The organism is Ilumatobacter coccineus YM16-304, assembly GCF_000348785.1.
GTDB classification, from domain to species: Bacteria; Actinomycetota; Acidimicrobiia; order Acidimicrobiales; family Ilumatobacteraceae; genus Ilumatobacter_A; species Ilumatobacter_A coccineus.
In genome coordinates, this window is record NC_020520.1 from 390955 (window position 1) to 417701 (window position 26747).

General features: G+C 67.4%; 27 protein-coding genes and 1 tRNA gene. 13 read left to right on the forward strand and 15 right to left on the reverse strand.

Annotated features, from left to right (window positions below; genetic code table 11):
• The first annotated feature begins 36 nt into the window (after positions 1-36).
• Positions 37-570: a DUF427 domain-containing protein gene (locus YM304_RS01780; protein ID WP_197536916.1), complete on the forward strand. Its 534-nt coding sequence runs from the start codon at positions 37-39 to the stop codon at positions 568-570.
• A 36-nt stretch (positions 571-606) separates the two neighbouring features.
• Here YM304_RS01780 and YM304_RS01785 read toward each other — a convergent pair whose 3' ends face one another.
• Positions 607-987: a DUF952 domain-containing protein gene (locus YM304_RS01785; RefSeq protein ID WP_015439914.1), complete on the reverse strand. Its 381-nt coding sequence runs from the start codon at positions 985-987 to the stop codon at positions 607-609.
• Between the two features lie 2 nt (positions 988-989).
• The gene (locus tag YM304_RS01790; protein ID WP_015439915.1) at positions 990-2489 is read right to left on the reverse strand and encodes a cryptochrome/photolyase family protein; all 1500 of its coding nucleotides are present in this window, start codon (positions 2487-2489) and stop codon (positions 990-992) included.
• A 163-nt stretch (positions 2490-2652) separates the two neighbouring features.
• On the opposite strand from YM304_RS01790, the gene YM304_RS01795 reads away from it, so the two are divergent.
• Positions 2653-3399: an SDR family NAD(P)-dependent oxidoreductase gene (locus YM304_RS01795; protein ID WP_015439916.1), complete on the forward strand. Its 747-nt coding sequence runs from the start codon at positions 2653-2655 to the stop codon at positions 3397-3399.
• 32 nt (positions 3400-3431) lie between these two features.
• On the opposite strand, the gene YM304_RS01800 is transcribed toward YM304_RS01795, so the two are convergent.
• The gene (locus YM304_RS01800) at positions 3432-4046 is read right to left on the reverse strand and encodes a TetR/AcrR family transcriptional regulator (RefSeq protein ID WP_015439917.1); all 615 of its coding nucleotides are present in this window, start codon (positions 4044-4046) and stop codon (positions 3432-3434) included.
• Positions 4047-4161: 115 nt separating this feature from the next.
• Here YM304_RS01800 and YM304_RS21735 point away from each other — a divergent pair, with 115 nt between their 5' ends.
• Positions 4162-4638, forward strand: a complete 477-nt coding sequence (locus tag YM304_RS21735) for a cupin domain-containing protein (protein WP_162142016.1) — start codon at positions 4162-4164, stop codon at positions 4636-4638.
• A gap of 34 nt (positions 4639-4672) precedes the next feature.
• Here the strand turns inward: YM304_RS21735 and YM304_RS21740 are convergent, their stop codons facing one another.
• The 9 genes from YM304_RS21740 to YM304_RS01850 form a co-directional block, all read right to left on the reverse strand.
• Complete coding sequence (locus YM304_RS21740) at positions 4673-5068, reverse strand: TadE/TadG family type IV pilus assembly protein (protein WP_015439919.1); 396 nt, start codon at positions 5066-5068, stop codon at positions 4673-4675.
• The gene (locus YM304_RS01815) at positions 5068-5352 is read right to left on the reverse strand and encodes a DUF4244 domain-containing protein (protein ID WP_015439920.1); all 285 of its coding nucleotides are present in this window, start codon (positions 5350-5352) and stop codon (positions 5068-5070) included. The genes YM304_RS21740 and YM304_RS01815 overlap by 1 nt, the downstream gene beginning before the upstream one ends.
• 34 nt (positions 5353-5386) lie before the next feature.
• Positions 5387-6121 carry a type II secretion system F family protein gene (locus YM304_RS01820; protein ID WP_015439921.1) on the reverse strand — a complete coding sequence of 245 codons (735 nt, stop codon included), beginning with the start codon at positions 6119-6121 and terminating at the stop codon, positions 5387-5389.
• The gene (locus YM304_RS21745) at positions 6118-6867 is read right to left on the reverse strand and encodes a type II secretion system F family protein (protein WP_015439922.1); all 750 of its coding nucleotides are present in this window, start codon (positions 6865-6867) and stop codon (positions 6118-6120) included. The genes YM304_RS01820 and YM304_RS21745 overlap by 4 nt, the downstream gene beginning before the upstream one ends.
• Positions 6864-7985, reverse strand: a complete 1122-nt coding sequence (locus YM304_RS01830; protein ID WP_015439923.1) for a CpaF family protein — start codon at positions 7983-7985, stop codon at positions 6864-6866. The genes YM304_RS21745 and YM304_RS01830 overlap by 4 nt, the downstream gene beginning before the upstream one ends.
• 4 nt (positions 7986-7989) lie before the next feature.
• Positions 7990-8694 (reverse strand): hypothetical protein, encoded by a 705-nt coding sequence (locus tag YM304_RS01835; RefSeq protein WP_015439924.1) that lies wholly within the window; start codon positions 8692-8694, stop codon positions 7990-7992.
• Positions 8695-8835: 141 nt separating this feature from the next.
• On the reverse strand, positions 8836-10413 hold the full coding sequence (gene ahpF, locus YM304_RS01840) for an alkyl hydroperoxide reductase subunit F (protein WP_041298666.1): 1578 nt from the start codon (positions 10411-10413) through the stop codon (positions 8836-8838).
• A 58-nt stretch (positions 10414-10471) separates the two neighbouring features.
• Complete coding sequence (gene ahpC / locus YM304_RS01845) at positions 10472-11041, reverse strand: alkyl hydroperoxide reductase subunit C (RefSeq protein ID WP_015439926.1); 570 nt, start codon at positions 11039-11041, stop codon at positions 10472-10474.
• 164 nt (positions 11042-11205) lie between these two features.
• The gene (locus YM304_RS01850; RefSeq protein ID WP_015439927.1) at positions 11206-11658 is read right to left on the reverse strand and encodes a cupin domain-containing protein; all 453 of its coding nucleotides are present in this window, start codon (positions 11656-11658) and stop codon (positions 11206-11208) included.
• A 123-nt stretch (positions 11659-11781) separates the two neighbouring features.
• Between YM304_RS01850 and YM304_RS01855 the strand changes: the two genes are divergently transcribed.
• The 4 genes from YM304_RS01855 to YM304_RS01880 all read left to right on the forward strand — a co-directional run bounded on the left by YM304_RS01855 (position 11782) and on the right by YM304_RS01880 (position 14316).
• Positions 11782-12339, forward strand: a complete 558-nt coding sequence (locus YM304_RS01855) for a hypothetical protein (protein ID WP_041297900.1) — start codon at positions 11782-11784, stop codon at positions 12337-12339.
• A 48-nt stretch (positions 12340-12387) separates the two neighbouring features.
• Positions 12388-12483: transfer RNA gene (locus tag YM304_RS01860), tRNA-Sec, on the forward strand.
• Between the two features lie 103 nt (positions 12484-12586).
• Complete coding sequence (locus tag YM304_RS21750; protein WP_162142017.1) at positions 12587-14020, forward strand: RNA polymerase sigma factor; 1434 nt, start codon at positions 12587-12589, stop codon at positions 14018-14020.
• Positions 14021-14133: 113 nt separating this feature from the next.
• Positions 14134-14316: a hypothetical protein gene (locus YM304_RS01880; protein ID WP_041297907.1), complete on the forward strand. Its 183-nt coding sequence runs from the start codon at positions 14134-14136 to the stop codon at positions 14314-14316.
• A 5-nt stretch (positions 14317-14321) separates the two neighbouring features.
• Here the strand turns inward: YM304_RS01880 and YM304_RS01885 are convergent, their stop codons facing one another.
• The gene (locus YM304_RS01885; RefSeq protein ID WP_015439930.1) at positions 14322-15884 is read right to left on the reverse strand and encodes a carbohydrate-binding domain-containing protein; all 1563 of its coding nucleotides are present in this window, start codon (positions 15882-15884) and stop codon (positions 14322-14324) included.
• Between the two features lie 140 nt (positions 15885-16024).
• Here YM304_RS01885 and YM304_RS01890 point away from each other — a divergent pair, with 140 nt between their 5' ends.
• The 6 genes from YM304_RS01890 to YM304_RS21755 all read left to right on the forward strand — a co-directional run bounded on the left by YM304_RS01890 (position 16025) and on the right by YM304_RS21755 (position 24969).
• Positions 16025-16765 (forward strand): helix-turn-helix domain-containing protein, encoded by a 741-nt coding sequence (locus YM304_RS01890; RefSeq protein WP_015439931.1) that lies wholly within the window; start codon positions 16025-16027, stop codon positions 16763-16765.
• Positions 16766-16847: 82 nt separating this feature from the next.
• Positions 16848-17228, forward strand: coding sequence for a VOC family protein (locus YM304_RS01895; protein WP_015439932.1), 381 nt, complete (start codon positions 16848-16850; stop codon positions 17226-17228).
• A 166-nt stretch (positions 17229-17394) separates the two neighbouring features.
• Positions 17395-18645: a hypothetical protein gene (locus tag YM304_RS01900; RefSeq protein WP_015439933.1), complete on the forward strand. Its 1251-nt coding sequence runs from the start codon at positions 17395-17397 to the stop codon at positions 18643-18645.
• 164 nt (positions 18646-18809) lie between these two features.
• The gene (locus YM304_RS01905) at positions 18810-20291 is read left to right on the forward strand and encodes a potassium/proton antiporter (RefSeq protein WP_015439934.1); all 1482 of its coding nucleotides are present in this window, start codon (positions 18810-18812) and stop codon (positions 20289-20291) included.
• A 103-nt stretch (positions 20292-20394) separates the two neighbouring features.
• Positions 20395-21726, forward strand: a complete 1332-nt coding sequence (locus tag YM304_RS01910; RefSeq protein WP_015439935.1) for an acyl-CoA dehydrogenase family protein — start codon at positions 20395-20397, stop codon at positions 21724-21726.
• A gap of 579 nt (positions 21727-22305) precedes the next feature.
• Positions 22306-24969: a BclA C-terminal domain-containing protein gene (locus YM304_RS21755; RefSeq protein ID WP_051071264.1), complete on the forward strand. Its 2664-nt coding sequence runs from the start codon at positions 22306-22308 to the stop codon at positions 24967-24969.
• A 182-nt stretch (positions 24970-25151) separates the two neighbouring features.
• Here the strand turns inward: YM304_RS21755 and YM304_RS21760 are convergent, their stop codons facing one another.
• Positions 25152-25649, reverse strand: a complete 498-nt coding sequence (locus YM304_RS21760) for a GNAT family N-acetyltransferase (RefSeq protein WP_015439937.1) — start codon at positions 25647-25649, stop codon at positions 25152-25154.
• Between the two features lie 57 nt (positions 25650-25706).
• A complete protein-coding gene (locus YM304_RS01925; RefSeq protein ID WP_015439938.1) occupies positions 25707-26645 on the reverse strand; it encodes a sigma-70 family RNA polymerase sigma factor in 939 nt (312 codons plus the stop codon).
• Between the last annotated feature and the right edge of the window lie 102 nt (positions 26646-26747).

Sequence of the window (26747 nt, forward strand, 5' to 3'; positions counted from 1 at the left end):
GCCACACCCGCCTCGGTGACATCTACGGTTTCTGACGTGGAGCGACGGGGCGAGAAGGAGTTGGAGCAAGCGGGTGGCCGCGGCGCGCTGGCACCCAACGGCAAGCCGGTCGAATCGGTCTGGGACTTTCCTCGGCCCCCATCGGTCGAGCGTGTCGACTGGCGTATCCGCGTCGCTCACGGCGGCGCGATGATCGTCGATGCGCCGTACGCGATGCGCGTCCTCGAAACGAGCCAGGCGCCGGCCTACTACGTGGCCCCCGAGTTCGTGACGATGTCGCACCTCGAGCCGGTCGGTCGGCAATCGGCGTGCGAGTGGAAGGGCGTGGCGACCTACGCCGACGTGGTCGCCGGACGCTTCACGGCGAAGGAATCGGCGTGGACCTACCGTGACCCGACGCCTGCGTTCGCGGCCATCCGTGGCCACTGGGCGTTCTACGCACAGGCGCTCGACGAGTGCTGGGTCGACGACGAGCGGGTCGAACCGAACGACGGCAACTTCTACGGCGGTTGGATCACCGGCAACGTCACCGGCCCCTTCAAGGGCGCCGCCGGCACGATGTTCTGGTGACGCCTCGTCGAGGCGCGTGCGACGCGTCGGCGACGGTCAGGCGAGGTCGTCGAGGCGCCAGCCGGCTCCGTCGGCGTCGATCGAACGAAGCCAGTAGTTGGTGGTGATGACGGCGCTGATCGGCAGCGGGCCGTAGATGTGCGGGAAGAGCGTGTCGACGCCCGGCGCTGGAGCCTCCCACTTGATCTCCGACGGCACTTTCAGTGGGTCGATCGTGAGCAGCACGAGTTGGTCGACGTCGGCGTAGAAGCGGTTCGCCGTGCCTTCGACCTGCTCGCGGGTCGACAGGTGGATGAAGCCGACCTCGGCCAGCGTCTGGCCGCGAGTCGACATCGTGTACTCGCCGGTCTCGAACGCGGTAGCCCAGTCGTCGGGCATCGCTGCGTGGAACAGTGGCTGGTCGTCGGCTGCGTTCATCGTCAGAGCTTGCCGTCGTCGAGCAACCGTCGCACCTCGACCGCTCGTTCACGAACCGCCGGCAGGTCGGACAAGCGCTCCGACGCTCGCACCTGCCGGGCGATCCGCGGGTTCTTCACCAAGAGGTCGTGGTGGCGTGCCAGGAAGTCCCAGTAGAGCGTCGTGAACGGACAGGCATCGTCGCCGACTCGCTGTTTGCGGTCGTACCGACACGGGCCGCAGTAGTCGCTCATCTTGTCGATGTAGTTGCCGCCCGCCGCGTACGGCTTGGTCGCCATCCTCCCGCCGTCGGCCCACTGGCTCATGCCGATCACATTGGGCAGCATCACCCACTCGGCGCCGTCGATGAAGTGCGACCACATCCAGTCGGTGAGCGCCCAGGGGTCGACGCCGTGCAGCATCGAGAGATTGCCGAGGACCATCAGTCGTTGGATGTGGTGGTTGTACGCCCGCTGCTCGACGCCGTCGATGCAGTGCCGTACGCAGTTCATGTCGGTGGTGGCCGCTCCGGTGAACGCCGGTGGCACCGGCCGGTCGGCGCCGAGCGCGTTGCGCGACCGGTAGTCGGGCATCCACAGCCAGTAGACCCCCCACACGTACTCGCGCCAGCCGATGACCTGCCGGATGAAGCCCTCGGCGGACGCGATCGGGACGTCGCCACGATCGAACGCCTCCTGGACGGCGTCGCACACCTCGCCGGGCAGCAGCAGACCGATGTTCATGTACGGCGAGAGCACCGAGTGGGCGAGGTGCCACGACCGTTCGACCATGGCATCTTCATGCGGCCCGAACTGGGGCAGCACCTCGTCGACGAAGTGGCGAAGGCGGCTGAGCGCCGCGCGCCGCGAGGTGGCCCAGGTGCCGTCGGGGTCGCGGCCCCAGGTGTCGACGCCGTGCTCGTCGAGATCGTCGAGCACTTGGCGGTCGGCGTCTCCCAACTCCGATGTCTGCGGCGATGCCCACGGATCGTCCGGTGCGCTGGGTGGTGGCTCGCGGTTCTCGTCGTCGAAGTTCCATCGTCCGCCGACCGGTTCGTCACCGTCCATCAGGTAGCCGAGACGGCGGCGCTGCCAACGGTAGAAGTCCTCCATCTTGAAACGCTGCTTGCCGTCGGCCCAGTCGGCGAACTCGTCGTAGTGGCACAGGAACTGGTTGGAGCGCACGATGGTGACGTCGTTGCGTTGGAGCAGGCCGAGTCCGTCCCAACTGGCCGGCTCGGTGGCGATCACCTCGTCGGGGCCGAACTGGTCGACGTGCTCGTCGAGGCCCTGCTGCAACGAGTCGGACCGGCGGAGGTCGACCTCGAAACCGGCGCTGCGGAGTTCGTCGGCGAATCGTCGCATCGAGGCGATGACGAAGTGCGCACGCTGTCGGTGCCAGCGCTTCGATCGGAGCTTGGCGAACGACTCGACGAGCAGCACCCGGTGCGTGCTGGGGTCGGCGTCGGCGAGCGCACCGATCCGGCGGTTGAGCTGATCGCCGAGCACCCACACCGTCTTCACCCGATGATCGTCTCGCGGCTGCCGCCGGCATGCCAACTCGATCTCCGGATCCGTCAGGAGCGGCGTGACCGCCCTCTGGCCGGTCGACGAGACGGTCGGCCGGCAGGCCTCGTCGCCGCCAGCGATCGGAAGCCGGGTGGGAGTGTCCTCCTACAGTGAGCCGATGGATCTCGATCTCACCGACAAGCGCGTTCTCGTCACGGGCGGCAGCAAGGGCATCGGTCGCTCGATGGCTCAGACGCTGTTGACCGAGGGAGCAAAGGTCGCCATCTGTGCACGCGACGCCGACGGTCTCGCCGCAGCAGCCGGCGAGTTGTCAGCGTCGGGGGAAGTGCATCACCGCCCCACCGACATGGCTGTCGAGGGTGAGCCATCTGCGCTCGTGGAGTGGGCAGCCGATCAGCTGGGCGGACTCGACATCGTCGTGTCGAACGTGTCCGCGATGGCAGGCACCGATTGGACCGCATCGGTCAACGTCGATCTGGTTCGCACCGACGAGCTGCTCCGAGCAGCGCTCGGGAGGATGGGCGACCACGAGGGCGCGAACATCGTCTGCATCGGGTCTCGCGCCGCCAACACCGGAGCGCCACGCATTCCTGCCTACGCGGCGGTGAAGGCCGCGACCGTCAGCATGGTGAAGTCACTCGCACTCGAAGTGGCTCGGCGCGGTATCCGAGTGAACGTGGTCTCGCCCGGCGACATCATCTTCCCCGGTGGAACATGGGACAAGGCGCGCGAAGAGGGCGGCAAGCTCTGGGAGTCGACCGTCAAGCAGAACCCGTTCCGGCGGCTGGGTACACCGGAGGAGGTCGCCAACGTCGTTGCGTTTCTCGTCAGCGATCGCGCCAGCTTCGTCACCGGAGCGAACTATCTCGTCGACGGTGGCGCGACCACCGGCCTGCAGATCTGAGATCGGCGAGGGTTCGCTGAAACCGCCGGGGCCTACGAGGTCACCGAAGCGCCGGCTCGGGCCAATCGGCTGGCCTCGGTGGCGATGGTGCGACAGGCGAATCGGGTGGCGGAACGGGCCTCGTCCACGTCGAGTCGGCACGTGTCGAGCATCGCAGGCACCGCTTGCGAACCCATTGCGAGTGCGAGGGCGTGGCGAACGCTTCGGCGTTCGCTGTGCGAGAGTCGGTCTGCGATCGGTTCGAGCGCAGCATCGATGTAGCCGAGGCGGCGCGCGGCACGATCGGTGTCTTGGGCCATGCCTCTGAGGCTGCGATCGAGAGCCGCCCGTTCGAAGGCGCGAGCGCCGTCGGGGTCGTCGAACAAGTATCCGTTGATGGCTTCCTCCGCGGCCAGCACTCGGTCGGTGATGTCGTTGCCGGCTGCCGCCATCACTGCGTCGACGTCAGCGATCGCACGGTCGGACATCACCTCCCACACGACCTCGCTGGACGAGTCGAAGTACCGGTAGGCCGTCGCCCTGCTGACCTGCGCCGCCTCGGCGATCTGATCCATCGACGGTTCTGCAGTGCCGTCGGCGAGCACCCGAGCCGCCCCATCGAGCAACGCTTGCCGAGTGCGCGCCTTCTGGTTCGATCGAATCGCCATCGTGCGAACCCTATCTCATCGTGAGACAAATGTCTTGCAATGGGGGTGGCGCTCGTGATACATCTGTCTCACGAAGAACGGTCAGACGAAGAACCGCGAGATGAAAGAGGAGCTCATGACAATCACGGAGAACCCCACCGGCAAGAAGTTCTGGTTCGACAGCTTCCTGATGGAAGTGCTGGTGTCGGCCGCAGACACCGACGGGTCGCTGTCGGTCTGCAAGCAGACGCATCGGGCGGGCTACGGCACGCCCGTGCATGTGCACGAACGCGAAGACCAGACCCTCTTCGTGCTCGAGGGAACGATCACCGCGTGGCTGGACCCCATGGGGGATCGGGTCGAAAAGGTCGTCGACGCAGGTGAGGGCGTCTTCCTTCCCCGAGGGGTGCCACATGCCTTCCGCGTCGAGGCCGACAGCAAACTGCTGGAGATCAACACACCCGGGGGGTTCGAAGGCTTCCACATCGCTGCCGGCGAACCTGCACTCCACGACGGCCTCCCGGAACCGTCGGCGCCCGACATCGAGAAGCTGATGCGCCACGGTGCCGACTACGCCTGCCAGGTGCAGGGTCCACCCGTCGGCGCCAACTGACTGTTCGGCCACTCCGGCCGAACACACTTCCCGCTCACGGTGGCTCGACGGCCATCGTGGCGGTGGCCCGATGCGTGATCGGACCGATGGCGGCACCGATGATCGCGATGTCGGTCGGGTCGACGTAGGTGACCGTGACCGACACGCGACCGCCGCCTGACGCCGTCGACACCTCGATCGGCAACGACACCGCTCGCCTCGCCGCAGCCGCGGCCGCGCCGGCGGGGTCGCCGGACACAGCCGCGGCGCGAGCGCCCTCACGGGCAGCCAACTCGACGGCAACCTCGTTGCGCACCGACACCCCCACCTGCGTGATCGCCAGCAACACCACCACGATCAGCGGCAACGCCACCGCGAACTCCACCGCAGCCTGGCCGTTCTCGACGCGGGCGTCGAAGCGGCCCGCGGTGGGAGCATCGGCGGCGGTCATCAGACGCGGTCGATGACGGCGTCGATCACGCGGTTGAACAGGCGACTGACCCTGGCTGCGCCACCGCCGGCCGTCGCCCAGGCGACGACGAGCAACGCGACGAGCGCGGCGGCCAAGAGTACGAGGGCGTACTCGGTCGTCGCCTGGCCGCGATCGTCTCGACACCGGGCGACGAGTCGCTCGACTCGATTGGCGAGACGGTCGCCGAGGTCGAACGCCCAGCGGTGGGCGAGGACGGCCACGGTCAGCAGCGCGCTGAACGGATGAAAGGTGATGAACGGCATGAGTGCTCCAGACGGATCGAGAGAGGACGGGCGGTCACCAGGTGGTGTCACCGAGCGACGAAAGGGCGGCGATCACCGCAGGAGCGATCGCCACGAGCACGAACGACGGAAGGGTGCAGAACACCAACGGAAACGAGAGCCGCACGGGCAGCTTGCGGGCGTCGGCCTCGGCCAGACGGCGCCGCTGCTGTCGGACCTCGCCCGCCAGCTGGACGAGCGCATCGCCGATCGGGGTGCCGTAGCGCTCGGCGATGGCGAGCGTGTCGGCGATGGGGTCGAGCGCCGAGCCCAACACGTCGGGCAATCCGCGCAACGCGTCGGCGAGCGGCTGGCCTCGATCGAGTCGCCGCACGACTTCGGCGAAACCCGGCCGAATCGGTTGCGGCGACTGCGCCGACGATGCGCGCACGGCCTGATGCGGGGTGAGCCCCGCATGGATCATCAAGATCAGGAGTTCGATCGCATCGGGCACGGCGGCGGCGATCAGCACGCGTTGCCGCCGATCGTGCAGCGCCCGTCGGATCGGTGGTGCGACGACGAGGCCGAGGCCGATCGCGACCGGGATGATCGGGTCGACCAGCGCAGCGGCGAGCAGACCGACGCCGGCGAGCACCCGACGCTGTCGACGCGTCATCTGGCGCTCGTGCACCGCCGGCCGAGCGTCACCGACCGAGGTGGCGACGACTCGACGCGCGCTGATTCGACAGCGCAGCATCCACCCACCGACGAGCACGCCGGCCATCGCGCTGAGCTCAGGGACGAACATCATCGGCCACCACTCGTGATGATCCGACGCATCCACCAGCCGCCGAGCACGTTGAGAGCCAGGCCGCACGCGACGACCGCTGCGCCAGGGGGCGACCGGACCACCGAGCGAACGTCGTCGTCGAGCGCGAGCAACAGCGCGAGCATGGCGACGGGAACACAGGTGAGCACACGTGCCGAGATCAGTGCTTGCGCGCTCTGAGCACCCCGCTCCGACTCGTCGGCTGCGGTCTGGCGTAGCGCTGCAGCGAGCCGATCGAGCGGTGCCGCTGCACCGCCGCCGACCGACGACGAGATCGACAGCACCGACGCCGTCGAGCGCAGATGTCGTTCGACGCGATGGTCGGCCGTGAGTTCAGATCCCCACTCGCTGCTGGCGGCGGCCACGTCGGCACCGCGCTGCACGCGATGTCGGAGCGGCTCGGTCGACGCGGCGAGCCCGTCGTGATCGGGCCGAGTGTCGATGATGGTCTGCCTGAGCGTGATGCCGCGCCGCACCGAGCGAGTGAGGTCGTCGACCCACGCCGCCACGTCGGACGGGCCGATCCGCTGACGCTCGACGCGACGACGTTGCCACCACGCCCCGACCGTCATCGACCGACGAGCGAGTCGTTGCCTCCAACCGGCATGCTCCGCCGGTGGTGCCTGGCCGGGAGTGCAGAGCTCACGCGCGGGCTGCCGCGAGTGCCACCAACTGGCCATCACGACGATCACGCCCGCCGACGCGACCGGAGCGAGCAGCGCGATCACGTCCGCCGCCGACGCTGGAGCCGACCGACGAGTTCGAGCCGGTCGGCAGAGGTGATGGTGGCGAGCTCGCGTAGCGACGGTCGCCTCGACTCGTCGTCGGGCACCTGCGCCTCGGCGATCGAGACGATGCGTCGCTGCGAACCACGTCGGGCGACATGGACGATGACGTCGATCGAGCGGGCCAGCTGCTGGCGCACCGCTGGCAGTGGCCACTGCGGCGCCGCCGCCAGCACCAACGATTCGAGCCGGAGCAGCGCATCGAGCGGACCGTTGGCGTGGCACGTGGAGAACGATCCGTCGTGCCCCGTGTTGAGGGCCTGCGTGAGCGCCAGCACCTCGTCACCGCGCACTTCACCGACCACCAGCCGGTCGGGCCGCAGGCGCAGCGCGGTCCGTACCAACTGCTCGAGCGGCACTGCCGGCAGGCCCTCGGCCGACGACGGCCGGGCTTCCATCCGCACCAGGTGTGGTGCCTCGCACGGCAGTTCGCTGGTGTCTTCCAGCACGATGATTCGTTCGGCGTCGTCGACCTCGGCGATCATCGCGGCGAGCAGTGAGGTCTTGCCCGACGAGGTGGCTCCCGACACCACGACGTTGCAGCCGGCCTGCACCAGTTCGACGCAGAGTGCTCGGCCGACGGGGTCGGTGAACTCGTCGAGCCGTCGAGCGGTCGATGCGAATCGGCGGATCGACAACGTCGGGCCGTTCATCGAGATCGGGGGCACGACGGCGCACACCCGGGCACCGCTCGGCAGGCGAGCGTCGATGATCGGGCTCGTGCGATCGACGCGTCGGCCGATCGGTGCCAGGATCCGTTCGATCACCTGCTCGGTGCTGGTGGTGGTGAGCGACCCGGCGCGCGTGAGCTCGCCGTTGCGGTCGACCCAGATGGCGTGGTCGTTGACCAGGATCTCGTCGATGGTCGGATCGGCGACGAGCGCCTCGAGTTCGCTCAGCCCGGTCAGGCGGGCGGTGGCCTCGGCGTGGATGCGTCGTCGTTCGAGTGCGGTGGCCAGCGGCGCGAGCCGCCGCAGTTCGGCATCGATCAACTCGTCGATGTCGCCGTGTTCGTCGGCGACGGCGCGGCACACGGCGTGCACGATCTGAGCGTCGACCATGCGATCAGGCGGCGATCGACTCGGCGAGGACGTGTGAGCGGAGGAGTCGCCGCAACTCGCGCGACGTGGAGCGGCCGACGCGGCGAGAGGTGAGGAGGCCGGCATCGACCGAGCGGGCGATCGCGGGTTCCCAGGTGAGCGATGCCGACACGGGCGCACCGACCGAGGTGGCGATGTCGTGATCGGTGAGCGTGCGCCCCGGCTCGCGTACGACCACGACGCCCGTCGACGACAGCGATCGGCGTGACGCCTCACGCAGCGCGAGATAGCACGACCTCGTCACCAGCAGTCGTTGATCGCACGCCGCCACGAACTCCTGCGGCAACGGTTGCGTGCCGGCGTCGACGAACACCCGACCACCCGATCGAGTCGCCCACGATCGGCACCACGACGAGAGTTGCATCCAGCGCGTCGTCGATGCCTCGAGCCGTGCCGCGGCCGAACCAGCGGCGCCGGCGTCGAGACGCGTCGTCAGCATCGAGGTGGATGTGTTGACCTCGACCATCAGGTCGGACAGATGATCGAGCGGCGCGTCGCTCCCGAGCCAGTCGACGACACCGGGCCGATCGGTGCCACCGACGCCGAGCGCGGCCGGGAGTTCGTCGTCGAGGTCGACGAGCAGTGTCGGCCCCCGGTGCGCCAGCGCGGTGAGCGCCGTGGTGACCGTGGTGCCGCTCCCGCCCTTGACGGCGTGGAACATCGTGAGCATGGTGTCTCCCCTTGATGTGAAAGGTCACGGGGAGGGAGTCGGTACGGGCAAGGTACCGACGTGCGTCAGAACGCCAACACGCGCGCGGCGACGGTCAGGTGTGAGATGTCTGGAGCGAGGCGGCGTCGGAACGCCGCGGCATCAGGCCGGAACCGAGGCGTCGGACGTGCGGATCAGGTGGTCGAACGCCGACAGCATCGCTGTGGAACCGGCACCCATCGACACCACGATCTGCTTGAACGGCACCGTGGTGCAGTCGCCGGCGGCGAACACACCGGGAATCGACGTGGCGCCGTGGCTGTCGATCTCGATCTCGTTGTGCTTCGACAACGCGATCGTGCCGTCGAGCCACTCGGTGTTGGGCAGCAGACCGATCTGCACGAAGATGCCTTCGAGTTCGACGGTGTGCTCGGAGTCGTCGTTGCGGTCGCGGTAGACCAGCGAGGTGACCTTCTTGCCGTCGCCGACGACCTCGGTCGTCATCGCGCTGGTGATGATCGTGACGTTGGGGAGGCTGCGAAGTTTGGCCTGCAGCACTTCGTCGGCGCGCAGCTGGTGATCGAACTCGATCAACGTGACGTGGTCGACGATGCCGGCCAGGTCGATGGCGGCCTCGACACCCGAGTTGCCGCCGCCGATCACGGCCGTGCGCTTGCCCTTGTAGAGGGGGCCGTCGCAGTGCGGGCAGTAGGCCACGCCGCGGTTCGCGTACTCGGCCTCGCCGGGCACGTCGATCTTGCGCCACCGGGCACCGGTGGCGAGGATGATCGAACGCGACTGCAGCGCGGCGCCGCTCTCGAGGGCGATCGTGTGGAGGCCGCCAGCGCTGTCGGCGGCTTCGAGGCGCTCGGCGCGCTGCGCGGTGATGACCTCGACGTCGTGGTCGCGGACGTTGGATTCGAGTTCGGCGGCGAGCTTCGGACCTTCGGTGTACGGGTTGGAGATGAGGTTCTCGATGCCCATCGTGTCGAGGAGCTGACCGCCGAAGCGCTCGGCGACGACGCCGGTGCGCAGACCCTTGCGAGCCGCATACACGGCCGCCGATGATCCGGCCGGGCCACCGCCGACGATGAGCACGTCGAACGGGTCGAGTTCGTTGATCTTCTCGACCGCACGGTCGGCGCTGCCGGAGTCGAGCATGGCGACGAGTTCTTCGAGGGTCATGCGGCCCTGTCCGAAGCTCTCACCGTTGCGGAAGACGGTGGGCACGGCCATGACTTCGCGCGCCTCGACTTCGTCTTGGAACGCGGCACCGTCGATGGCGACGTGCTCGATGTTGGGGTTGAGGATGCTCATCAGGTTGAGCGCCTGCACCACGTCGGGGCAGTTCTGGCAGCTCTGCGAGAAGAACGTCTCGAAGCGGTGGGTGCCCTCAATGTTGCGGATCTGGTCGAGCAGCTCGGGGTCGGCGGTGGAGGGGTGGCCGCCCACCTGGAGGAGTGCGAGGACGAGCGAGGTGAACTCGTGGCCGAGCGGGACACCACCGAAGGTGACCGACACGGCCGGGTCGTCGACGCGGGTGATGCGGAACGACGGGCGACGTTCGTCGTCGCCATCGGTCCGGGTGTTGATGTCGGAGGACAAGACGTCCAACTCACCGAGGAGCTCGGTGATCTTCGTGCTGGTCGCGCTGTCGTCGAGCGAAGCCACCAGCTCGATCGGCTGGACGATCTTGGGAAGATGGGCGCGGAGCGCCTCGGTGAGTTGAGCGTCGAGAATCATCTGTTCAGTTCTCCGTGATGATGGAGGGTGTACAAGAAATGACGGTGGAGTCGGATCAGATCTTGCCGACGAGGTCGAGCGACGGAGCGAGGGTTGCTTCGCCCTCTTCCCACTTGGCCGGGCACACTTCGTTCGGGTTGGCGCGGACGTACTGGGCGGCCTTGACCTTGCGGAGCAGTTCGGTGGCCGAGCGGCCGATGTTGCCGGCGTTGATCTCGATGACCTGGATCTTGCCGTCGGGGTCGATGACGAAGGTGCCGCGCTCGGCGAGGCCGTCTTCTTCGATCATGACTTCGAAGTTGCGGGTGATGACGCCGGTCGGGTCGCCGATCATGGGGTAGGTGATCTTGTTGATCGTCTCGCTGGCGTCGTGCCACGCCTTGTGCGTGAAGTGCTTGTCGGTCGACACGGCGTACACCTCGACGCCGAGCTTCTGGAACTCTTCGTAGTTGTCGGCGAGGTCGCCGAGTTCGGTCGGGCAGACGAACGTGAAGTCGGCGGGGTAGAAGAACACGATCGACCACTTGTCGCGCAGGTCTGCGTCGGAGACGTCGACGAATTCACCGTTGTGGAACGCGGTGGCCGAGAAGGGCTTGACCTCGGTGTTGATCAGGGAAGTGGACATGTTGTAACTCCTGCGTGTTCGGGGTTTTTGGATCACGTTCACCATACGAACCCGAAGGCCTCATCCGGCAGATGACATGCGTCTCTTTCCCGGATTTGTGGCACATCTCGTCACCCGCTCGACGAGTGGTGTAGCGAGGTTCGCGAACGACGTGCCGGAGCGGTTCAGCCGGTGCCGGGTTCCCATCCGGGCGGAGCGAGTTCGAACTGGTCGAATCGGAATCCGGGCGCGACCGTGCAGCCGACGAGCGTCCACGATCCCGTGGGTTCTGCCGACTGCCATTCGCCGGTCGGAACGACCACTTGGGGCCGCTCGCCGCGGTCGACGGCGACGCCCAACAGGTGCTCGGTCACCGACTCGCCATCGGGTGAGATGCGGAGTCGCAGCGCGTCGCCGGCGTAGTGGTGCCACACCTCCGAGGCGTGGAGCACTCGATGCCACCGAGATCGTTCGCCTGCGTTCAGGAGGTAGTAGATCGCGGTCGATCGCAGCGTGCCGTCGGTCGCCTCGTCGGCGAACGTCTGTCGATACCAGCCGCCTTCCGGATGCGGCTCCAGTCCGAACTCGTCGATGAGCCGGCGCGCCTCGTCGCTGATCGGTGCTGCGTGGTCGCTCATGACTCTCGATGCTGCCAGTCGCGGTGGGCGATGCGGCGGTGTTCGACGAATCGGTGGTGCCGAACGCTTCAGGTCGGTGCCCGTTGCTCCGATGAAGAGGCGAACCCTCGAACGGAACGACTCATGCCCAACGCTCTCACTTCCCTGCCGCGCCTCGGTGCCGGTGCCCTCGCCGCCGTGTGCCTGCTCGGCGTGACCGCGTGCGGACGAGGCGACGACGACTCGGCCTCGGCCGACGCTCCCGTGGCCTCCACGGTCGAGACGGCGGCGCCCACGACCACGCCGGCGACGACCGTGCCCGAGACGACGACCACCGTTGCTGCGGTCGTGATCGAGGCAACCGACGAACTCACTGCCTTCGCGAGCGAGCACGGTGCCTTGGTCGCCGATTGGTCGGCCCAGCTCGAAGTGTTCGGCGAGCAGGCGGTCGATCACCTCGATGATCTGTCGGCCGCACCGGCGTCGCCAGGCGTTCGCGAGGTCTCCGACGAACTGGTCGCAGCGGTCGGTGCCGACGCGACCGACCCGGGGCTGGTGACGCTCCGCGACTTCGCAGCGAGTGCATCCGAGGCGCTCAGACTCGCCGCCGACGGCGATCACCCCGGCGCCTTCGCCGGTTTCCTCGACCTGCAGACCCAGGCCGACGACCTGACTGCCGTGGTCGACCTCATCACCGGCTGAGTCGCGTTCGACCGCCGCGCGGCCGGTAGCGTCAGGCCTGCACTACCGGGAGGTGTCTGGGTACCTGGTGGGCTCCGCCGCCTTCAAAGCGGTTGGGATGGGCGATCCCCATCCGGCGGGTTCGATTCCCGTCCACCTCCGCCAACATCGTTGTCACGGGCTTGTTCGTCGACGACCCGGTCGCCCCAACGAAGTTCCGCACCAGGTAAACCCGTGAGGGGCCGGCTGCGTCAATGATGATGTGACCGTGGCGACCGACACCGACTTCGAGGTGCTGTTCAAGGAGCAGTACCCGCGACTGGTCGCGCTCGGTATCGCGCTGACGAGTAGCGGCGAGGTCGCGAACGATCTTGCTCAGGAGACACTCGCGCGAGCACACGCCAACTGGGAGCATGTCAGCGACACGGAATCGCCTGCGGCCTGGCTGCGAACGGTCGGCGGTGGACTGCTCAGCTACGGATCGGGCGAGGATGATTCCCGAAGCGTCGACGACATGAGCGTGATCCGTCCGTTCGGCCAGCCTGTTCGAGCAGCGGTGACGACCGATCGTGTGGCGATCAGTTCGTCGACGGCTGACATCGAGGCATGGCAGCGTGGCGGCGATCGCCTGATCGACGATCCCCGCATGCGAGCCGCGGCCGAAGCGCTCGACGAGTTCTCGCTCATCGAAGTCCAGGCCTACGTCGTGGATTTCTCGGTGGCGGCGAGGATCGACGCATCCGCCGTACCCGAGCCGATACCGATCTCCGAGCCGTTCTCGGTGATCGCTGTGGGCACGACCGTCGACGGCGCAGGTGATCTCAGCACGGTGATCACGTACGTGTTCGATGACCCAGAGGCGGCAACAGCGATGAGCGACAGTGTCGAACGTGCTTGGCACCAGCCATCGGCACGGGATGCGCTGGCGCCCGCCACCTTCTACCAGTCGATCGACGTCGAGGCCGTCGGTCGAACGATCGTCGTCACCGCTCCGCTCGACGCGAACACGTCGAGCAGCAAATGGATCGAGTTTCTCGCCCGCGGAGAGGCGGTCTTCACCCACGCGCCGAGCGAGAACACAGACCCGGCGGAGGTCGATCGCCCCGACGCCACCTGTGCGGCACCGGAAGTATGTCTTCGGTACTCGATCGAGGAGGGTGACTACGCGGTGCTCATCGCCGAGACCTTCTGCATCAGCATCGGTGAACTTGCAAAAGCGAACGGGTGGAGCGATGTGAACGTCGATTTCCCCGGTCCTGACAGCACGATCGTGATCCCGTCCTTCGAGTCCCGATCGTCTTGCCCCGACCCGACCGATGGGTTCGTGGCCTCGTCGCTCGACGCGGCCGGTGGCGTCGAGGGTCCACTCGTGTACTGGAGCGAGCGGCCCGACGGAGAGCGGGAGAGTGAGGCGGCGCTGATCGAGGGCCTGCTGATGCAGGAAGGCGACTGTCTCTACGTCGGGAGCGACGAGTTTCGCTCGGTCGTGCTCTGGGAGTACGGAACTCGATGGCTCGCCGACGAGGTCGCGGTCCTGCTGCCCGACGGGTCGACCATCCCGGTCGGGTCGACCATCGACGGCAGGGGCGGCGGGTACCACGCCCCGAGCCAGTTGTCGGCCTTCACCACGAGCGATGCCGTCATCGGCCGAGCCGAACAGTGCGCCGGGCCCACAGGAGAGGTCGCCGTCATCCAGTCATGATGTGGTCCGGGTACGTGCCGACCTACTCGCCGAGTTGGCGGAGTCGGCTGGCGATCGCGTTGAGGGCCGTGGCGCCCGCGGCTACGCCGATCACGAGGTCGTAGACGTGGTCGTTGCTGGCCTTCGAGATCGCGACGCCGTGGGGGGCGGGCGACAGCGGCGCCGACCAGTCCGATCTCGCGGATCGGAGGCGGATCGCCGAGCAGCCTGATGGCCAACCCGACGACGTCGTCGAGATCGAGGAACTCGACGGCGCTGCTCACTCCCCGAGCTTCCTGTTCGTCGTCGGCGGGTGAGCCGGTCACTGGTCGGGTGCGGCACCGCGGTCGCGGCCGCCGCCCCCACCACCGCGCCCGACGGCGACGGACTCGCTTGCCTCCGTGGCGGTCGCGGTGCCGATCTCGTCCGAGTCGGCGAGCACGGTGTAGGTCTCGCCCGGCACCACCTCGGAAGCGGTGACGGTGAGCGAGGTGGCCGTGGTCGTGGCCACGAAGTCGGCGACGGTGGTGCCGTTGGCTCCGACGATCGAGATCGTGTCGCCGGCGGCGATGGCGCTCGCATCGACCGTGACGATGCCCGGCGCAGAGAACGTGCCGTTCACGTCGAGCGCACCGTTGCCACCGTTGGAGCTGGCGCCCGTGGCGATGGCGAGCGTGCCGCCCGTGATCGTGGCCACGCCGTTGGAGTCGAGGCCGTCCGACCCGGCAGCCACGGTCATGGTGCCGCCGGTCATCGTGAAGGCGACGCCTTCTTCCACGGCCTCGGCGCCGCCGTCGGCGGTGTGGGCGGTGGCGTTGAGGCCGTCGTCGGAGGCGACGACGTCGACACTGCCGCCCGCCATGGTGATCACCATCGCTTGCAGGCCTTCGTTCGACTCGATCACGTCGACGTCGCCGCCGATGACCGTGACGGCGCCGTAGCCGTCGAGCCCCTGAGCCCCGGCCGACACGGTGATGGTGCCCGCCTCGACCTGCACCCAGCCGAACTCGTCGGCGGTGTCGTTGTCGGACTTGATCCCGTCACCGCCGGCGACGATGTCGATGGTGCCACCGGCGACGTAGACGTAGTCCTTACCGCGGATGCCGTCGTCGACCGCGTCGACGTTGATCGTGCCGGACAGGATGACGAGGCCATCCATGCTGGTGATGGCGTCGTTGCTCGCCCCCGTCACGTTCAGCGTGCCCGACCCGACGATCGTCAGATCGTCGTCGGAGAACAGCGTGGCGTTCGGTGCGTCCTCGAGGTCGTCGTCGTCACCCGATGCTGCGGCGTCGGCGAGGGTGTTGACCGAACCGTCGGCGAGCACCACGACCGCTTCGTCGGCCTGGGCGAACACGATCGGTGATGTGGTCGACGATGCGATGTCGGCGCCGTCGAGCACGAGGCGGACCTTGCCGTCGTCTGCGCTGTCGACAACGATCTGACCGTCGGAGAGTTCGCCCGACACGACGTAGGTGCCGGCGTCGGTGATGGTGACGACGTCGCCGCTCACCGTTGCACCGTCGCCCGACACTGCGGTGGCACCGTCGGCGAGGGTGATCGAGATGGCGTCGGCCGAGTCGTACTCGCCGTCGTTGTCGTCGGCGTGCGTGTCGTCCAAGACGGGGAGGCCGCCGACCGCTGCTGGCTCGACGGTCGCCAAGTCATCTCCGGTCGCGTCGGTGGTGGACGTCGTCTCGTCGACCGAGGTGGCGACCTCGTCGGTCTCCTCGGCCGATGGCGTCGCGTCGGTGACGACGGCGGTCGAGTCCGCGTCGGCGGCGTCGGACCCGGCGCACGCGGTGAGCGTCAAGCTCAGGGCGACGACGGATGCGGTGAGGCCCCGACGGATGGCCGGGTGGTTGCTGATGCGCTGCTTGATCATGTCGAGTTCCGATCGGGGGAGTGGGAGGTGGAGAGTGGAAGATCTGTTGGCCAGCCAAGTCGTCGAACTTGTGAAATCGGTGTGAGCTTCCTCCGAGCTTCTCAGCAACCGAGAGGGCGCTCGCCTACGCTCCGGATCGCATGTACGACCCGGTCAAAGACGGCGTTGCGAAGAACGTCGAGTCGGTCGTCTACACCGAGGTGCGTCCACCCGCCGAGCTCGGTGAGCTCGTGCACTGCTTCTGGGAGATGCGCACCCTCACCGATCTCGACGAGGACTTCACGCTGCACGCCGTGCCCGACGCCTGCGTCAACCTGCTGTTCGACCAGCACGACACCCGCATCGCCGGGGTGACCCAGTTGCAGACCACGCACACCTCGCTCGATCTCGGCAGGTCGTTCCACTTCGCGGGGATCCAGTTCTTCCCCGGCGTGTGGCGTGGCGACCCCGACGCATCGGTCGACCACTACGTCGGCGAACCGTACGAGGGCGACCTGCCGCTCGTCGACGTGTGTGTGGCGGCTGCCGAACACGACCTCGACGGCAAGGTCGCCGTGTTCTCCGACTTCGTCGTGACGCTGCGGGAAGCAGGGCTCGTCGAACCCAACCCGGTGACCGCCGCGATCCTCGACAACCTCGACCAGATCTACAGCGTCGCCGACATGGCCGAGGTGGCGGCACTGTCGCCGCGCCAACTCCAGCGCGCGTTGAAGTCGACCACCGGCTTCACACCGCACGACCTGTGGAAGGTGCTGCGGGTGCAGCACTCGTTCCGCAACGACTACCTGTTGCTGTTCGCCGATCAATCGCACTTCACCCATTCGTTCCGGAAACTGACGGGCTACACCCCCGGTCAGTTCAACAAGACGTTCGATGTCTGATATCTACAATCCTTCTCGCTCTCGGTCGACTTGAGTGGTCTTCGAAGACACACGGTCTTCGCAACCACGAAAGGACACGATCATGCGCAAAGTTGGATGGTTCGACATCTACGTCGAGGACATGGAGCGGGCACAGGCCTTCTACGAGACGGTGCTCGACACCAAGCTCTCACCCATGGGTGACCCGAACGACCCGAGCGCTCAGATGCGGGCCTTCGAAGACGACTTCACGTCGCACGGCGCCGGCGGTGCCCTCGTGAAGCTCGACTACGCCCAGCCCGGCCCGGGCGGGTCGATGGTCTACTTCTCCTGCGACGACTGCGCCGTGGAAGCCGAGCGGGTGCCGGCCGCCGGCGGAACCATCGTGCGGCCGAAGTTCTCGATCGGCGAGCACGGGTTCGTCTCGATCGTCACCGACACCGAAGGCAACATGATCGGTCTTCACTCGGTCGCCGCCGGGTAGCACCGTGTTCGTGGCTGCGAGGTCGAGCATCGACACAGGTGCTCGACCTCGCGAGGCACACGGATCGGGCGTGGAAAGAATGTCGCGCAAAAAGTGAAAGGAACGGCGAGGTCGGTCCTCTTGTACGGCGAGCACTCACCGTGGGTGCCGAACGAGAGGAACCCAGATGACCACCATCCGCCACACCAACGAACAGAACACGAGCGACCAGCACTGCGGTGGCAACGCCGCCGGCCACCGACGCTCACTCCGCAACGGAGCCCGCGTCGCCGTCGGGCTCGGTCTCGCCGCCACGATCGGTTTCGGCGCACAGACCTTCGCCGGCATCTCGGGCGAAGCGCCCGACACGTCGCCGCCTCCCGGTGAACCGGTCGTGCCCGAGCCCGCCGACGGGCCGGCGCTCACGTCGGGCGACGGTGACTCGCTCGTCACCACGAGCTCCGCCAACTACGACCCGACGATCCTCACCAAGTTCATCCACGCCCGTGGGTTCACCGCCATGCAGGGTGACCCGCTCGACAACACCGACGACCGCGTCGACGTGGGCCCCCACGGATGTCTGAGCCCGAGCGCGGCGTCGACCGGAACACTGACCCGTCTCTACGCTCCGGTCGAGCTTCCCGACGGTGCCCGCATCAAGCGCGTCGAGTTCTACGGCGACGACAACAGCGCTGACGACATCGTCATCAGTCTGCACCGCACCACCGCCACCCTCGGCCCGTTCCTGGCTCCGACCGCCGGACTGAGCTCCGCGACCGTCACGTCGTTCTCGACGTCGGGCGTGTCGGCTGGCGATGCGGTCGCATTCATGAGCGACGACAACCTCGACGAGGTCACCGGCTCGTACAACACGGGCGGCATGGTCCTCGGAACCGACCACAACTTCCACACCGTGCAGGTGGCGATGGACAACGCGGCGCTGGCCGATCAGTTGCTCTGTGGCGTCGAGATCGAGTACCAGGTGCCGCTCGCCGAGGACGCCGGTGAGGCGTACTTCCCGATCGAGCCGATGCGTGTGTTCGACAGCCGCATCGACACGTACGACGAGTTCAGCCTGCTCATCCCGAACGACTCGAAGGTCATCGACGTCAGCGACGGCTACGACCTCGACGGCGTGGCCATCCCCGGCCTCGTCGACGCGGTCCCCGCCGACGCGACGGCCATCACCTACAACATCGCGGTCGCGGGCACCACCGGCCCGAACTTCGTGTCGGTCACCGCTGGTGACGCCACCGAGTTCAACACCGCTGTGCTGAACTTCGGTGTGGGCCAGGCGCTGTCGAACAGCGCCACGGTGCCCGTCGACGGCAGTCAGCAGATCAAGGTCTGGGGCGGCGACCAGGGTGGAGCGGCCCACGTCATCATCGACGTGACCGGCTACTACGCACCGGGTGCCCATCCGAACATGGGCAACTGAGCCGACCTGATCAGACGTGAGCGATGCCCGGGCCCGAGCGGCCCGGGCATCGTCGCGCTGTCGCTGAAATGTCACGATAGAGAGGTGTCGATGTGGTCGTCTGCTCGCTGGTTTCCTCGTGAGGTCCGGCGGCGTTCCGGGCTCCGCATGCGGGCGGGGTCAGGATGAACGCCGGGTTCTCGGTCGACACGGGCGTGTTGCTCGCCGGTGTACTGCTGCTCGTCGGCGTCGTGGCGAGCGGCTTCACGTCCCGCCTGCGCATCCCGAGCCTCTTGCTGTTCCTCGGACTCGGCATGCTCGTCGCCGACGACGGCCTCGCACTCGTCCGCTTCGACAACGCAGCACTCGCGCAGAACATCGCCGTGGTGGCGCTCGTCGTCATCCTGTTCGAAGGCGGACTCGGCACCGACCCCGGAGCGTTTCGTTCCGTCGGCGCGCCCGCTGCCGCGCTCGCCAGCGTCGGCGTCGCGATCACGGCAACGGTCGTGGCGTTGGTCGCGTGGCTCGTGATGGATCTCGAACCCACGACCGCCTTCCTGCTCGGTTCGGTCGTCGCCTCGACCGACGCTGCAGCGGTGTTCGCCGCGCTCCGATCCGAATCGCTTCCGACGCGGACCCAGCAACTGCTCCAACTCGAGTCGGGGATGAACGACCCGGTGGCCGTGCTGCTCACCATCGGTGTGCTCGAGACCTGGCGAGCCGACCCCGGCGTGACCGACTGGGTGTGGTTCCTCGGCGTGCAACTCGGCGCCGGTGTGATTGCGGGGCTGCTCGTCGGTCGGCTCGGACGCTGGATGGTCGATCGAGTGAGCGGGACCGCAGCCGTGTCGGTCGGGGTCGTCACCCTCGCGATCGCCGGCATCTCGTACGGGGCAGCGGCAGCCGTCGGCGGCTCCGGATTCCTGGCCGTCTACCTGACCGGCGTCGTGCTCACCGGGTCGAGGCGGGCGAGTCGCGGCGTGCTGTACTTCCACGAAGGTCTCGCGGCGACGATGCAGGGCGTGCTGTTCCTGATGCTCGGCACGCTGGTGTTCCCCAGCCAGCTCACCGACCACCTCGGCGTCGCGATCGTGGCCGCCGCGACGTTGATCCTGCTCGCCCGGCCCATCGCGGTCGCCCTCGTGCTGCTGCCATGGCGCATGCCGCTGCGTCGGATGGCGGTGGTGTCGTGGGCTGGGCTCCGCGGTGCCGTGCCGGTCGTGCTCGCCACGATTCCGTTCACCGCCGGACACCCCGACGGTGCGGTCATCTTCAACGTCGCGTTCGTGGTCGTCATCCTCTCGGTCGCTCTCCAGGCACCCACGGTGGGGGCGCTCGCCCGCCGTCTCGGGGTCGTGGGTGACGAGCGTGTCCGGCTGCGCAGCGAGATCATCCCGGTCGACGCGCACGACGCCGACCTCGTCGAGATCAGGATTCCCGACGATGCGAACGTTCCGTCGACCACGCTTCGCGTGTCGCCGCCGCCCGCCGGGGCGCGCATCGCAGTGATCCACCGCAACGACGCGACGGTGGTCGCTCACGGCGACACCACGATCGAGGCCGGCGACGTCATGTTGATCATCGCGCCCAGGAGCAGCGACCTCGACGAGATCGAACGATGGGGCCAGAGTTTCGTAGCGCCCGAGGCGGAGCCCGAACCCGAGTGAACGGCTGATCGTGTGACCGGTTCCTCGGACGTCGATACCAACGCGAACCGGTCCGGTCACTAGGTTCGCGACAGTCCACCGATCTCGAAACTTGGAGAAGCCCATGGCAGCACTCGAATCCACCGTCGACATGTACGACTTGCGTATGTCGGAGGGCGTGCGCCCTCTCTACGAGAAGGTCAAGGCGTTCATCGCCGACGAAGTGGCGCCGATGTCCGAGGAGTTCTTCCGCCTCGGCGAGAACCGCACCGACCGCTGGTCGTACGCACCGGGTCAGCTCGAACTCCTCGAAGCGGTCAAGGACAAGGCCAAGGAGAACGGGCTGTGGAACTTCTTCCTGCCCGACGCCGAGACCGGTGAGGGCCTCTCCAACCTCGACTACGCCTACATCGCCATCGAGCTCGGCAAGAACCCGCTCGCCTCCGAGTCGATGAACTGCGCCGCCCCCGACACCGGCAACATGGAAGTGCTCGAGCGTGTCGGCACCGAGGCACAGAAGCGCGAATGGCTCGACCCGTTGCTCCGCGGCGAGATCCGCTCGGCGTACGCCATGACCGAGCCCGATGTCGCTTCGTCCGACGCCAAGAACGTCGCCTGTCAGGCCGTCCGTGACGGTGACGAATGGGTCATCAACGGCGAGAAGTACTACATCTCGGGCGCCGGCGACCCGCGCTGCAAGATCATGATCACCATGGTGCAGACGAGCCCCGACGGCCCGCCGCATCAGCGTCAGTCGCAGATCCTCGTCCCGATCGATGCTCCCGGCGTCGAGATCCTCGGCCCCATGCACGTGTTCGGCAAGGACGACGCTCCCCACGGCCACATGCACATCAAGTTCACCGATGTCCGTGTGCCGTACGAGAACGTGCTGCTGGGCGAAGGCCGTGGCTTCGAGATCAGCCAGGTGCGCCTCGGCCCGGGTCGTATCCATCACTGCATGCGCTCGATCGGTCAGGCCGAGAAGGCGCTCGAGCTGATGGTGTCGCGCGGTATGAGCCGTGACGCCTTCGGCAAGCCGCTCGCCAAGCTCGGTGGCAACACCGAGATGATCGCCAAGGCTCGTATCGAGATCGAGTCGATGCGCCGCATGGTGCTCACCGCCGCCAAGGCGATGGACACGCTCGGCAACGCCGAAGCACGCGTCTGGGTCAGCGCCGTCAAGGCCATGGTCCCGATCCGCGTCTGCGAGATCATCGACCAGGCGATCCAGATGCACGGGGCCACCGGCGTGTCGCAGTGGACGCCGCTGGCCGACATGTACGCGAGTCAGCGCACGCTCCGTCTCGCCGACGGCCCCGACGAGGTCCACTGGATGGTCGTCGGTCGCAAGGAGGTCGGCGACGGCGAAGACAAGGCCAAGGAGTACGACCCGAAGGTGGCATTCCTGACCAACACGAGCGCCGTCAAGGACGGGGCGTTCTCCGGCCCGGCCTGATCCTGCGCGCTGAGCGCCTTCCGACGAACCGTCGAGCAGCCGCCGACGACCTCACCGCCTGGTGATGTCGTCGGCGGCTGTGTTTTTCGGTGCGTCGCGACGAATTTCGTGGCCTCGCCGATGCTCCGGCTGCCACGTAGCGTGAGTGTGAGCTGGGCGCTGAAATCGTCTTCGATCCGACAAGTGTCACTCGCTTCGCACCTCTTGTTCTCGCTCGGAGTGGCCGCAATTCCCCAGAGCGTGAGATTCTGGAAGAAAATTGGAGGCCACGGCCGCTCCGGGTGACCTCCTGCCGTGGTTCGTGGTCGGCGCACCAGTTTGCGCGGTGGGTGGCGGTCGATCCGGTACTTGCATGATTTCGTCAACCCTCGGACTCTCGGACTCAAGTGTCACAGAGGGTGGTCGATACAAGAGGTGAGGCGCTTGTCACCTCCACACTCAGCCACCACCGCAATCATGGGAGTACCTCACATGCGAGTACCAGCGATTCATGAAGATCTGGCCGGTCACCGAGGATCACGAGCCAGAAGGTTCGCAATCGGCGCAGTGGCGTCGATGTCGGCGCTGGCATTGTCCGGCGTGACGTCGATCAGCGCGTCGTCGATCGACACGTCGGCGTTCGTCACCTCGGCGTCGGCGGCTTCGCTCGGTGAAGCTGGCGGCCCGTCGGCCGACGAGGCCGAAGTGTTCATCGGCATCTCGCCGGTTCGGCTGCTCGACACCCGTGAAGGGGTCGGTGTCTCGGCCGCTGGTCCGCTCGGGCCTGGTGAGTCGGTCACCGTCAACGTGGTCGGCGTCGGCGGGATCCCGGCTGCTGCGACGAGTGTCGCGCTGAACACGACGTTCACCGCACAGACGACGATGCCGAGCTTCATGACGATCTGGCCCACGGGCGACCCGCGTCCGTACACGGCCGTGAACAACGCGTCGCCTGGCGTCGCCTCTCCCAACTTCGTGATCGCCAAGCTCGCCGAGAGTGGATCGATCGACGTCTACAACGAACGCGGCAACGCTCACATCGTGCTCGACGTCGCCGGCTACTACGTGCCGCTCAGCGAACTCGACGACATCGACGCCGCTGGTGGCGCCCTCTGGTCGGATCAGGGGCTGCCCGGACCTGGCGTCGGCGACGACGGTGACTTCTACATCGACGAAGACACCGGCGACATGTACGGCCCCAAGACCGGCGGCGAATGGGGTGACCCGATCGCCGGTGACGACCCTACGCCGCCGAGCGCCGCCAAGGCTCCTGCCCTCCTGTCGGGCAACGGTGCCCCGTCGATCGGTGAAGGTGACATCGAAGACATGTACCTCGACCTCGCAGCACCTGCCGTGTACGGCCCCAAGACGGCATCCGGCTGGGGCGCGCCTGTCGCTGTCGGTCCCGACGGAACCGGCACCGACTTCCTCGTCGGCGCCGGTGCGCCGACCGCCGGTGACGGCAGCGACGGCGACATGTACCTCGACGAGAACTCGCTCATGCTGTACGGCCCGAAGGCGGGCGGCGCGTGGGCTCCGGCCGTCGACCTCGCACTTCCCGGAACCGCTGAGCTGCTCACGGGTGCGACCGCACCGCTGGCGACGCTCGGCGACGACGGCGATCACTACATCGACACCGTCGGCCTCGACCTCTACGGCCCCAAGACGGCCGGCAGTTGGGGCAGCCCGGTGTCGCTCATCACCGGATCCGACTTCCTGGTCGGCGAAGGTGCGCCCGGCGCCGGTGACGGCAGCGACGGCGACATGTACCTCGACGAGAACTCGCTCATGCTGTACGGCCCGAAGACGGGTGGCGCCTGGTCGCCGGCCGTCGATCTCGGTGTCGGTTCGGAGTTCATCACCGGTCTCGTTCCACCGACGGCTGGTGTCGGTGAAAACGGCGATCACTACATCGACACGGTTGCGTCGATGATCTACGGCCCGAAGGCCGCCGGTGTCTGGCCGACAGGTTCGCCGCTCGGCGACGGCGGTGCTGAGTTCATCACCGGTGCACTTCCCCCGACGCCCGCGATCGGCAGCGACGGTGACATGTACATCGACACGCTCGGTTCGAAGATGTACGGCCCGAAGGACTCCGGCGTCTGGCCGGCCGGCATCTCCCTCGGTGGGGGACTCGGCGGCAGCAGCGACGGTGCGTTCCTGAGCGGCGTCGTGCCCCCGACGGCCGGCGTCGGCAACGACGGCGATCACTACATCGACACCGTCGGACTCATGCTCTACGGCCCGAAGGCCAGCGGTGCCTGGCCCGCAGGAACCGACCTCGATCCGGGCGCCGGATTCCTGACTGGCACGGTTCCGCCCGACGACGCCGACGGCAACGACGGCGACGTCTACATCGACACGACCAACCTCATGATCTACGGCCCGAAGGTCGGCGGCGTGTGGCCGGCGGGCACCGACCTCAACGGCTCGGTGCTCCTGAGCGGCGTCGTTCCGCCGACGGCCGGTGACGGCAGCGACGGCGACATGTACATCGACGCCGTGGGTCTGAAGATGTACGGCCCGAAGGCCGGCGGCGCCTGGCCCATGCCCGGAACGGATCTCAACGGTTCGATCATGTTGAGCGGTGTGGTTCCGCCGACCGCCGGTGACGGCAGCGACGGCGACATGTACATCGACACCGTCGGACTCATGCTCTACGGCCCGAAGGCCGGCGGAGCATGGCCCACACCGGGCGCCGATCTGAACGGTTCGATCATGCTCAACGGTGTCGTGCCGCCCACGGCCGGCGACGGCTCCGATGGCGACATGTACATCGACACCAACACGCTGACCATGTACGGCCCGAAGTCGGGCGGCACCTGGCCCGCTGGCCAGCCGCTGACCGGCATGCCGACGGCACTCACCGACTCGGCGTTCAGCGCCTACTCGAACGGCGTGAGCATCTCGGTCGCCGTGTTGGGCAGCACGGCCATCGACTTCGAAACCGACGGCGTCAGCGTCGGGTCGGCGATCAGCCGAGTCGACGACGACACGTTCGTGTTCAACACGGCCGGCACCTACAAGGTGTCGTACGACGTGACCGCCGGGCTGGCTGTCGCCGGCTCCGTCGCCATCGAAGTGGACGGAGTGGAGGCACCGGGTCGTCTCGTCGACCTGGAGGCGCTCGGGACGTCCTCGACGACCGAACTGGTCCACGCTGAAGCCGGCGACACGCTGGAGATCGTGTTGTCGAGCGTCCTCGGCGTCGGCCTCGGAGTCATCGACTCGTCGCTGGTGGTGGAACTCATCGCCATCGACTGACGATCACCTCGTCGACCGAAGCGTCCGCTCGTCTTCCCGATTCGTCGGGGAGCGAGCGGACGTTTCGCGTTCCGGGCGAGGTGGTCGAGGCGGGGCTCCTCGGTCGAGGCGCGCCAGATCCGAGGCGGGGCAGTGCGGAGGTGGCTGCGAGGAGCCTTGGGGAAGCGGGAGGTGGCCGCGGCTCAGGCGAGCGTGCGGCTGTACTCGAAGATGCGGTTCGGGTTCTGCGGGTACACGGCCAGCAACTCGATGTTGCCGGTCGGACGCCAACCGATCTTCTCGAAGAACCTGCGCCCCACGGGGCTGTCTTCGGGCACCCAGGTCGTCAGCATTCGGCCGCCGACGGCTCGCAGGTCGTCTTCGACCCGCGAGATCAGCGCCGAGGCGGCGCCGCAGCCCCACGAGTGCGGATGCACCCAGACATCGTCGACTTCGACGATGCGGCCACGCTTCGACGCCGTGACGAACCCAGCAACACGGGACTCGTTCTCGGCGACGTAGGTGTCGATGTGATCTTGCAGGGTGGAGGCCCGACACTCTTCGCGCCGTTCGGCGTCGAAGCGGTCGTCGGCGAACACGTCGGCTGCAAACATGTGGCGAAAGCCTTCACGCCAGGCAGCCGTGTACGCAGCGGCCATGACGTCGAAGTCGTCGAGCGTGGCGCGTCGTACCGTGATCATCAGTGAATGATCGGCCAGACGGGGCCGAGACTTGAGTGCGGCGTGCGCCGCTCCCGATCAGACGGCGAGCAGGTCGCGTGCGCCGGTGTCGCTCGACGGGTGGCGCAGTTTGCTCATGGCGCGAGCTTCGATCTGACGAATGCGCTCACGGGTCAGGCTGAAGTGGTCGCCCACTTCTTCGAGGGTCCGTGGCTCACCGCGGTCGAGGCCGAAGCGAAGCTTGAGGATCTCACGCTCGCGCTCGTCGAGCGGTGCGAGCAGACGGGAGATCTCTTCGGGGAGCAGCGCGGTGGCGGCGACCTCGAACGGTGACTCGGCCGAGCGGTCTTCGACGACGTCGCCGAGTTCGGCATCGCCGTCTTCACGCAGCGGCTCCGACAGCGAGAGCGGCTCGGCGGCGAAGCGCAGTGCTTCGGTCACCTTGTCTTCGGGCATCTCGACTTCCTTCGCCAGCTCGGAGAGCGTGGCGGGGCGGCCGTACTTGAGCTCGAGGCGTGACCGCGCCTTCTGCAGACGGGCGAGCGTGTCGCCGGCGTGCACCGGGAGGCGGATCGTGCGACCGGTGTTGGCGATGCCTCGTGTGATCGCCTGGCGGATCCACCAGGTGGCGTAGGTGGAGAACTTGAAGCCCTTGCGCCAGTCGAACTTCTCGACGGCGTGCATGAGACCGAGGTTGCCCTCCTGGATCAGGTCGAGCAGCGGGAGGCCGGACGCCTGATACTTCTTGGCGATCGACACCACCAGGCGGAGGTTCGACTGGACGAACTGGCGCTCGGCCTCTTCGCCCTTGCGAGCCGTGCGGCGAAGCTCACGCTTCTTGGCCGCCGAGACCTCTTTGCCACCGGCGTCGAGCGCTTCGATGGCTTCGTTTCCGGCCTCGATGGCCTTGGCGAGTCGAACCTCGTCGTCTTTGGTGAGCAGCGTGTACTGCCCGATGTCGGTGAGGTACAGGCGGACGAGGTCCTCGTCGTCCCGCTCGACTCGATCTTTGGCCACCGGCAACTCCTTCGATTCGGGCTGATCATCATCCTGCGCAGTTTGCGAAGATGCGATGATGTCAGCGAAGCTATGAGCGCCCCGTCAGTGATCGGCTCTGGT

Coding starts and splice junctions, on each gene's coding strand:
- YM304_RS01905 (WP_015439934.1), top strand. CDS start 18,810: ATGAACGCCGGGTTCTCGGTCGACACGGGCGTGTTGCTCGCCGGTGTA.
- YM304_RS01785 (WP_015439914.1), bottom strand. CDS start 987: ATGAACGCAGCCGACGACCAGCCACTGTTCCACGCAGCGATGCCCGAC.
- ahpC (WP_015439926.1), bottom strand. CDS start 11,041: ATGTCCACTTCCCTGATCAACACCGAGGTCAAGCCCTTCTCGGCCACC.
- YM304_RS01855 (WP_041297900.1), top strand. CDS start 11,782: ATGCCCAACGCTCTCACTTCCCTGCCGCGCCTCGGTGCCGGTGCCCTC.
- YM304_RS01885 (WP_015439930.1), bottom strand. CDS start 15,884: ATGATCAAGCAGCGCATCAGCAACCACCCGGCCATCCGTCGGGGCCTC.
- YM304_RS21760 (WP_015439937.1), bottom strand. CDS start 25,649: ATGATCACGGTACGACGCGCCACGCTCGACGACTTCGACGTCATGGCC.
- YM304_RS01910 (WP_015439935.1), top strand. CDS start 20,395: ATGGCAGCACTCGAATCCACCGTCGACATGTACGACTTGCGTATGTCG.
- YM304_RS21740 (WP_015439919.1), bottom strand. CDS start 5,068: ATGACCGCCGCCGATGCTCCCACCGCGGGCCGCTTCGACGCCCGCGTC.
- YM304_RS21735 (WP_162142016.1), top strand. CDS start 4,162: ATGACAATCACGGAGAACCCCACCGGCAAGAAGTTCTGGTTCGACAGC.
- YM304_RS01815 (WP_015439920.1), bottom strand. CDS start 5,352: ATGCCGTTCATCACCTTTCATCCGTTCAGCGCGCTGCTGACCGTGGCC.
- YM304_RS01800 (WP_015439917.1), bottom strand. CDS start 4,046: ATGGCGATTCGATCGAACCAGAAGGCGCGCACTCGGCAAGCGTTGCTC.
- YM304_RS01830 (WP_015439923.1), bottom strand. CDS start 7,985: ATGGTCGACGCTCAGATCGTGCACGCCGTGTGCCGCGCCGTCGCCGAC.
- YM304_RS01820 (WP_015439921.1), bottom strand. CDS start 6,121: ATGATGTTCGTCCCTGAGCTCAGCGCGATGGCCGGCGTGCTCGTCGGT.
- YM304_RS01835 (WP_015439924.1), bottom strand. CDS start 8,694: ATGCTCACGATGTTCCACGCCGTCAAGGGCGGGAGCGGCACCACGGTC.
- YM304_RS01890 (WP_015439931.1), top strand. CDS start 16,025: ATGTACGACCCGGTCAAAGACGGCGTTGCGAAGAACGTCGAGTCGGTC.
- YM304_RS01900 (WP_015439933.1), top strand. CDS start 17,395: ATGACCACCATCCGCCACACCAACGAACAGAACACGAGCGACCAGCAC.
- YM304_RS01850 (WP_015439927.1), bottom strand. CDS start 11,658: ATGAGCGACCACGCAGCACCGATCAGCGACGAGGCGCGCCGGCTCATC.
- YM304_RS01795 (WP_015439916.1), top strand. CDS start 2,653: ATGGATCTCGATCTCACCGACAAGCGCGTTCTCGTCACGGGCGGCAGC.
- YM304_RS01895 (WP_015439932.1), top strand. CDS start 16,848: ATGCGCAAAGTTGGATGGTTCGACATCTACGTCGAGGACATGGAGCGG.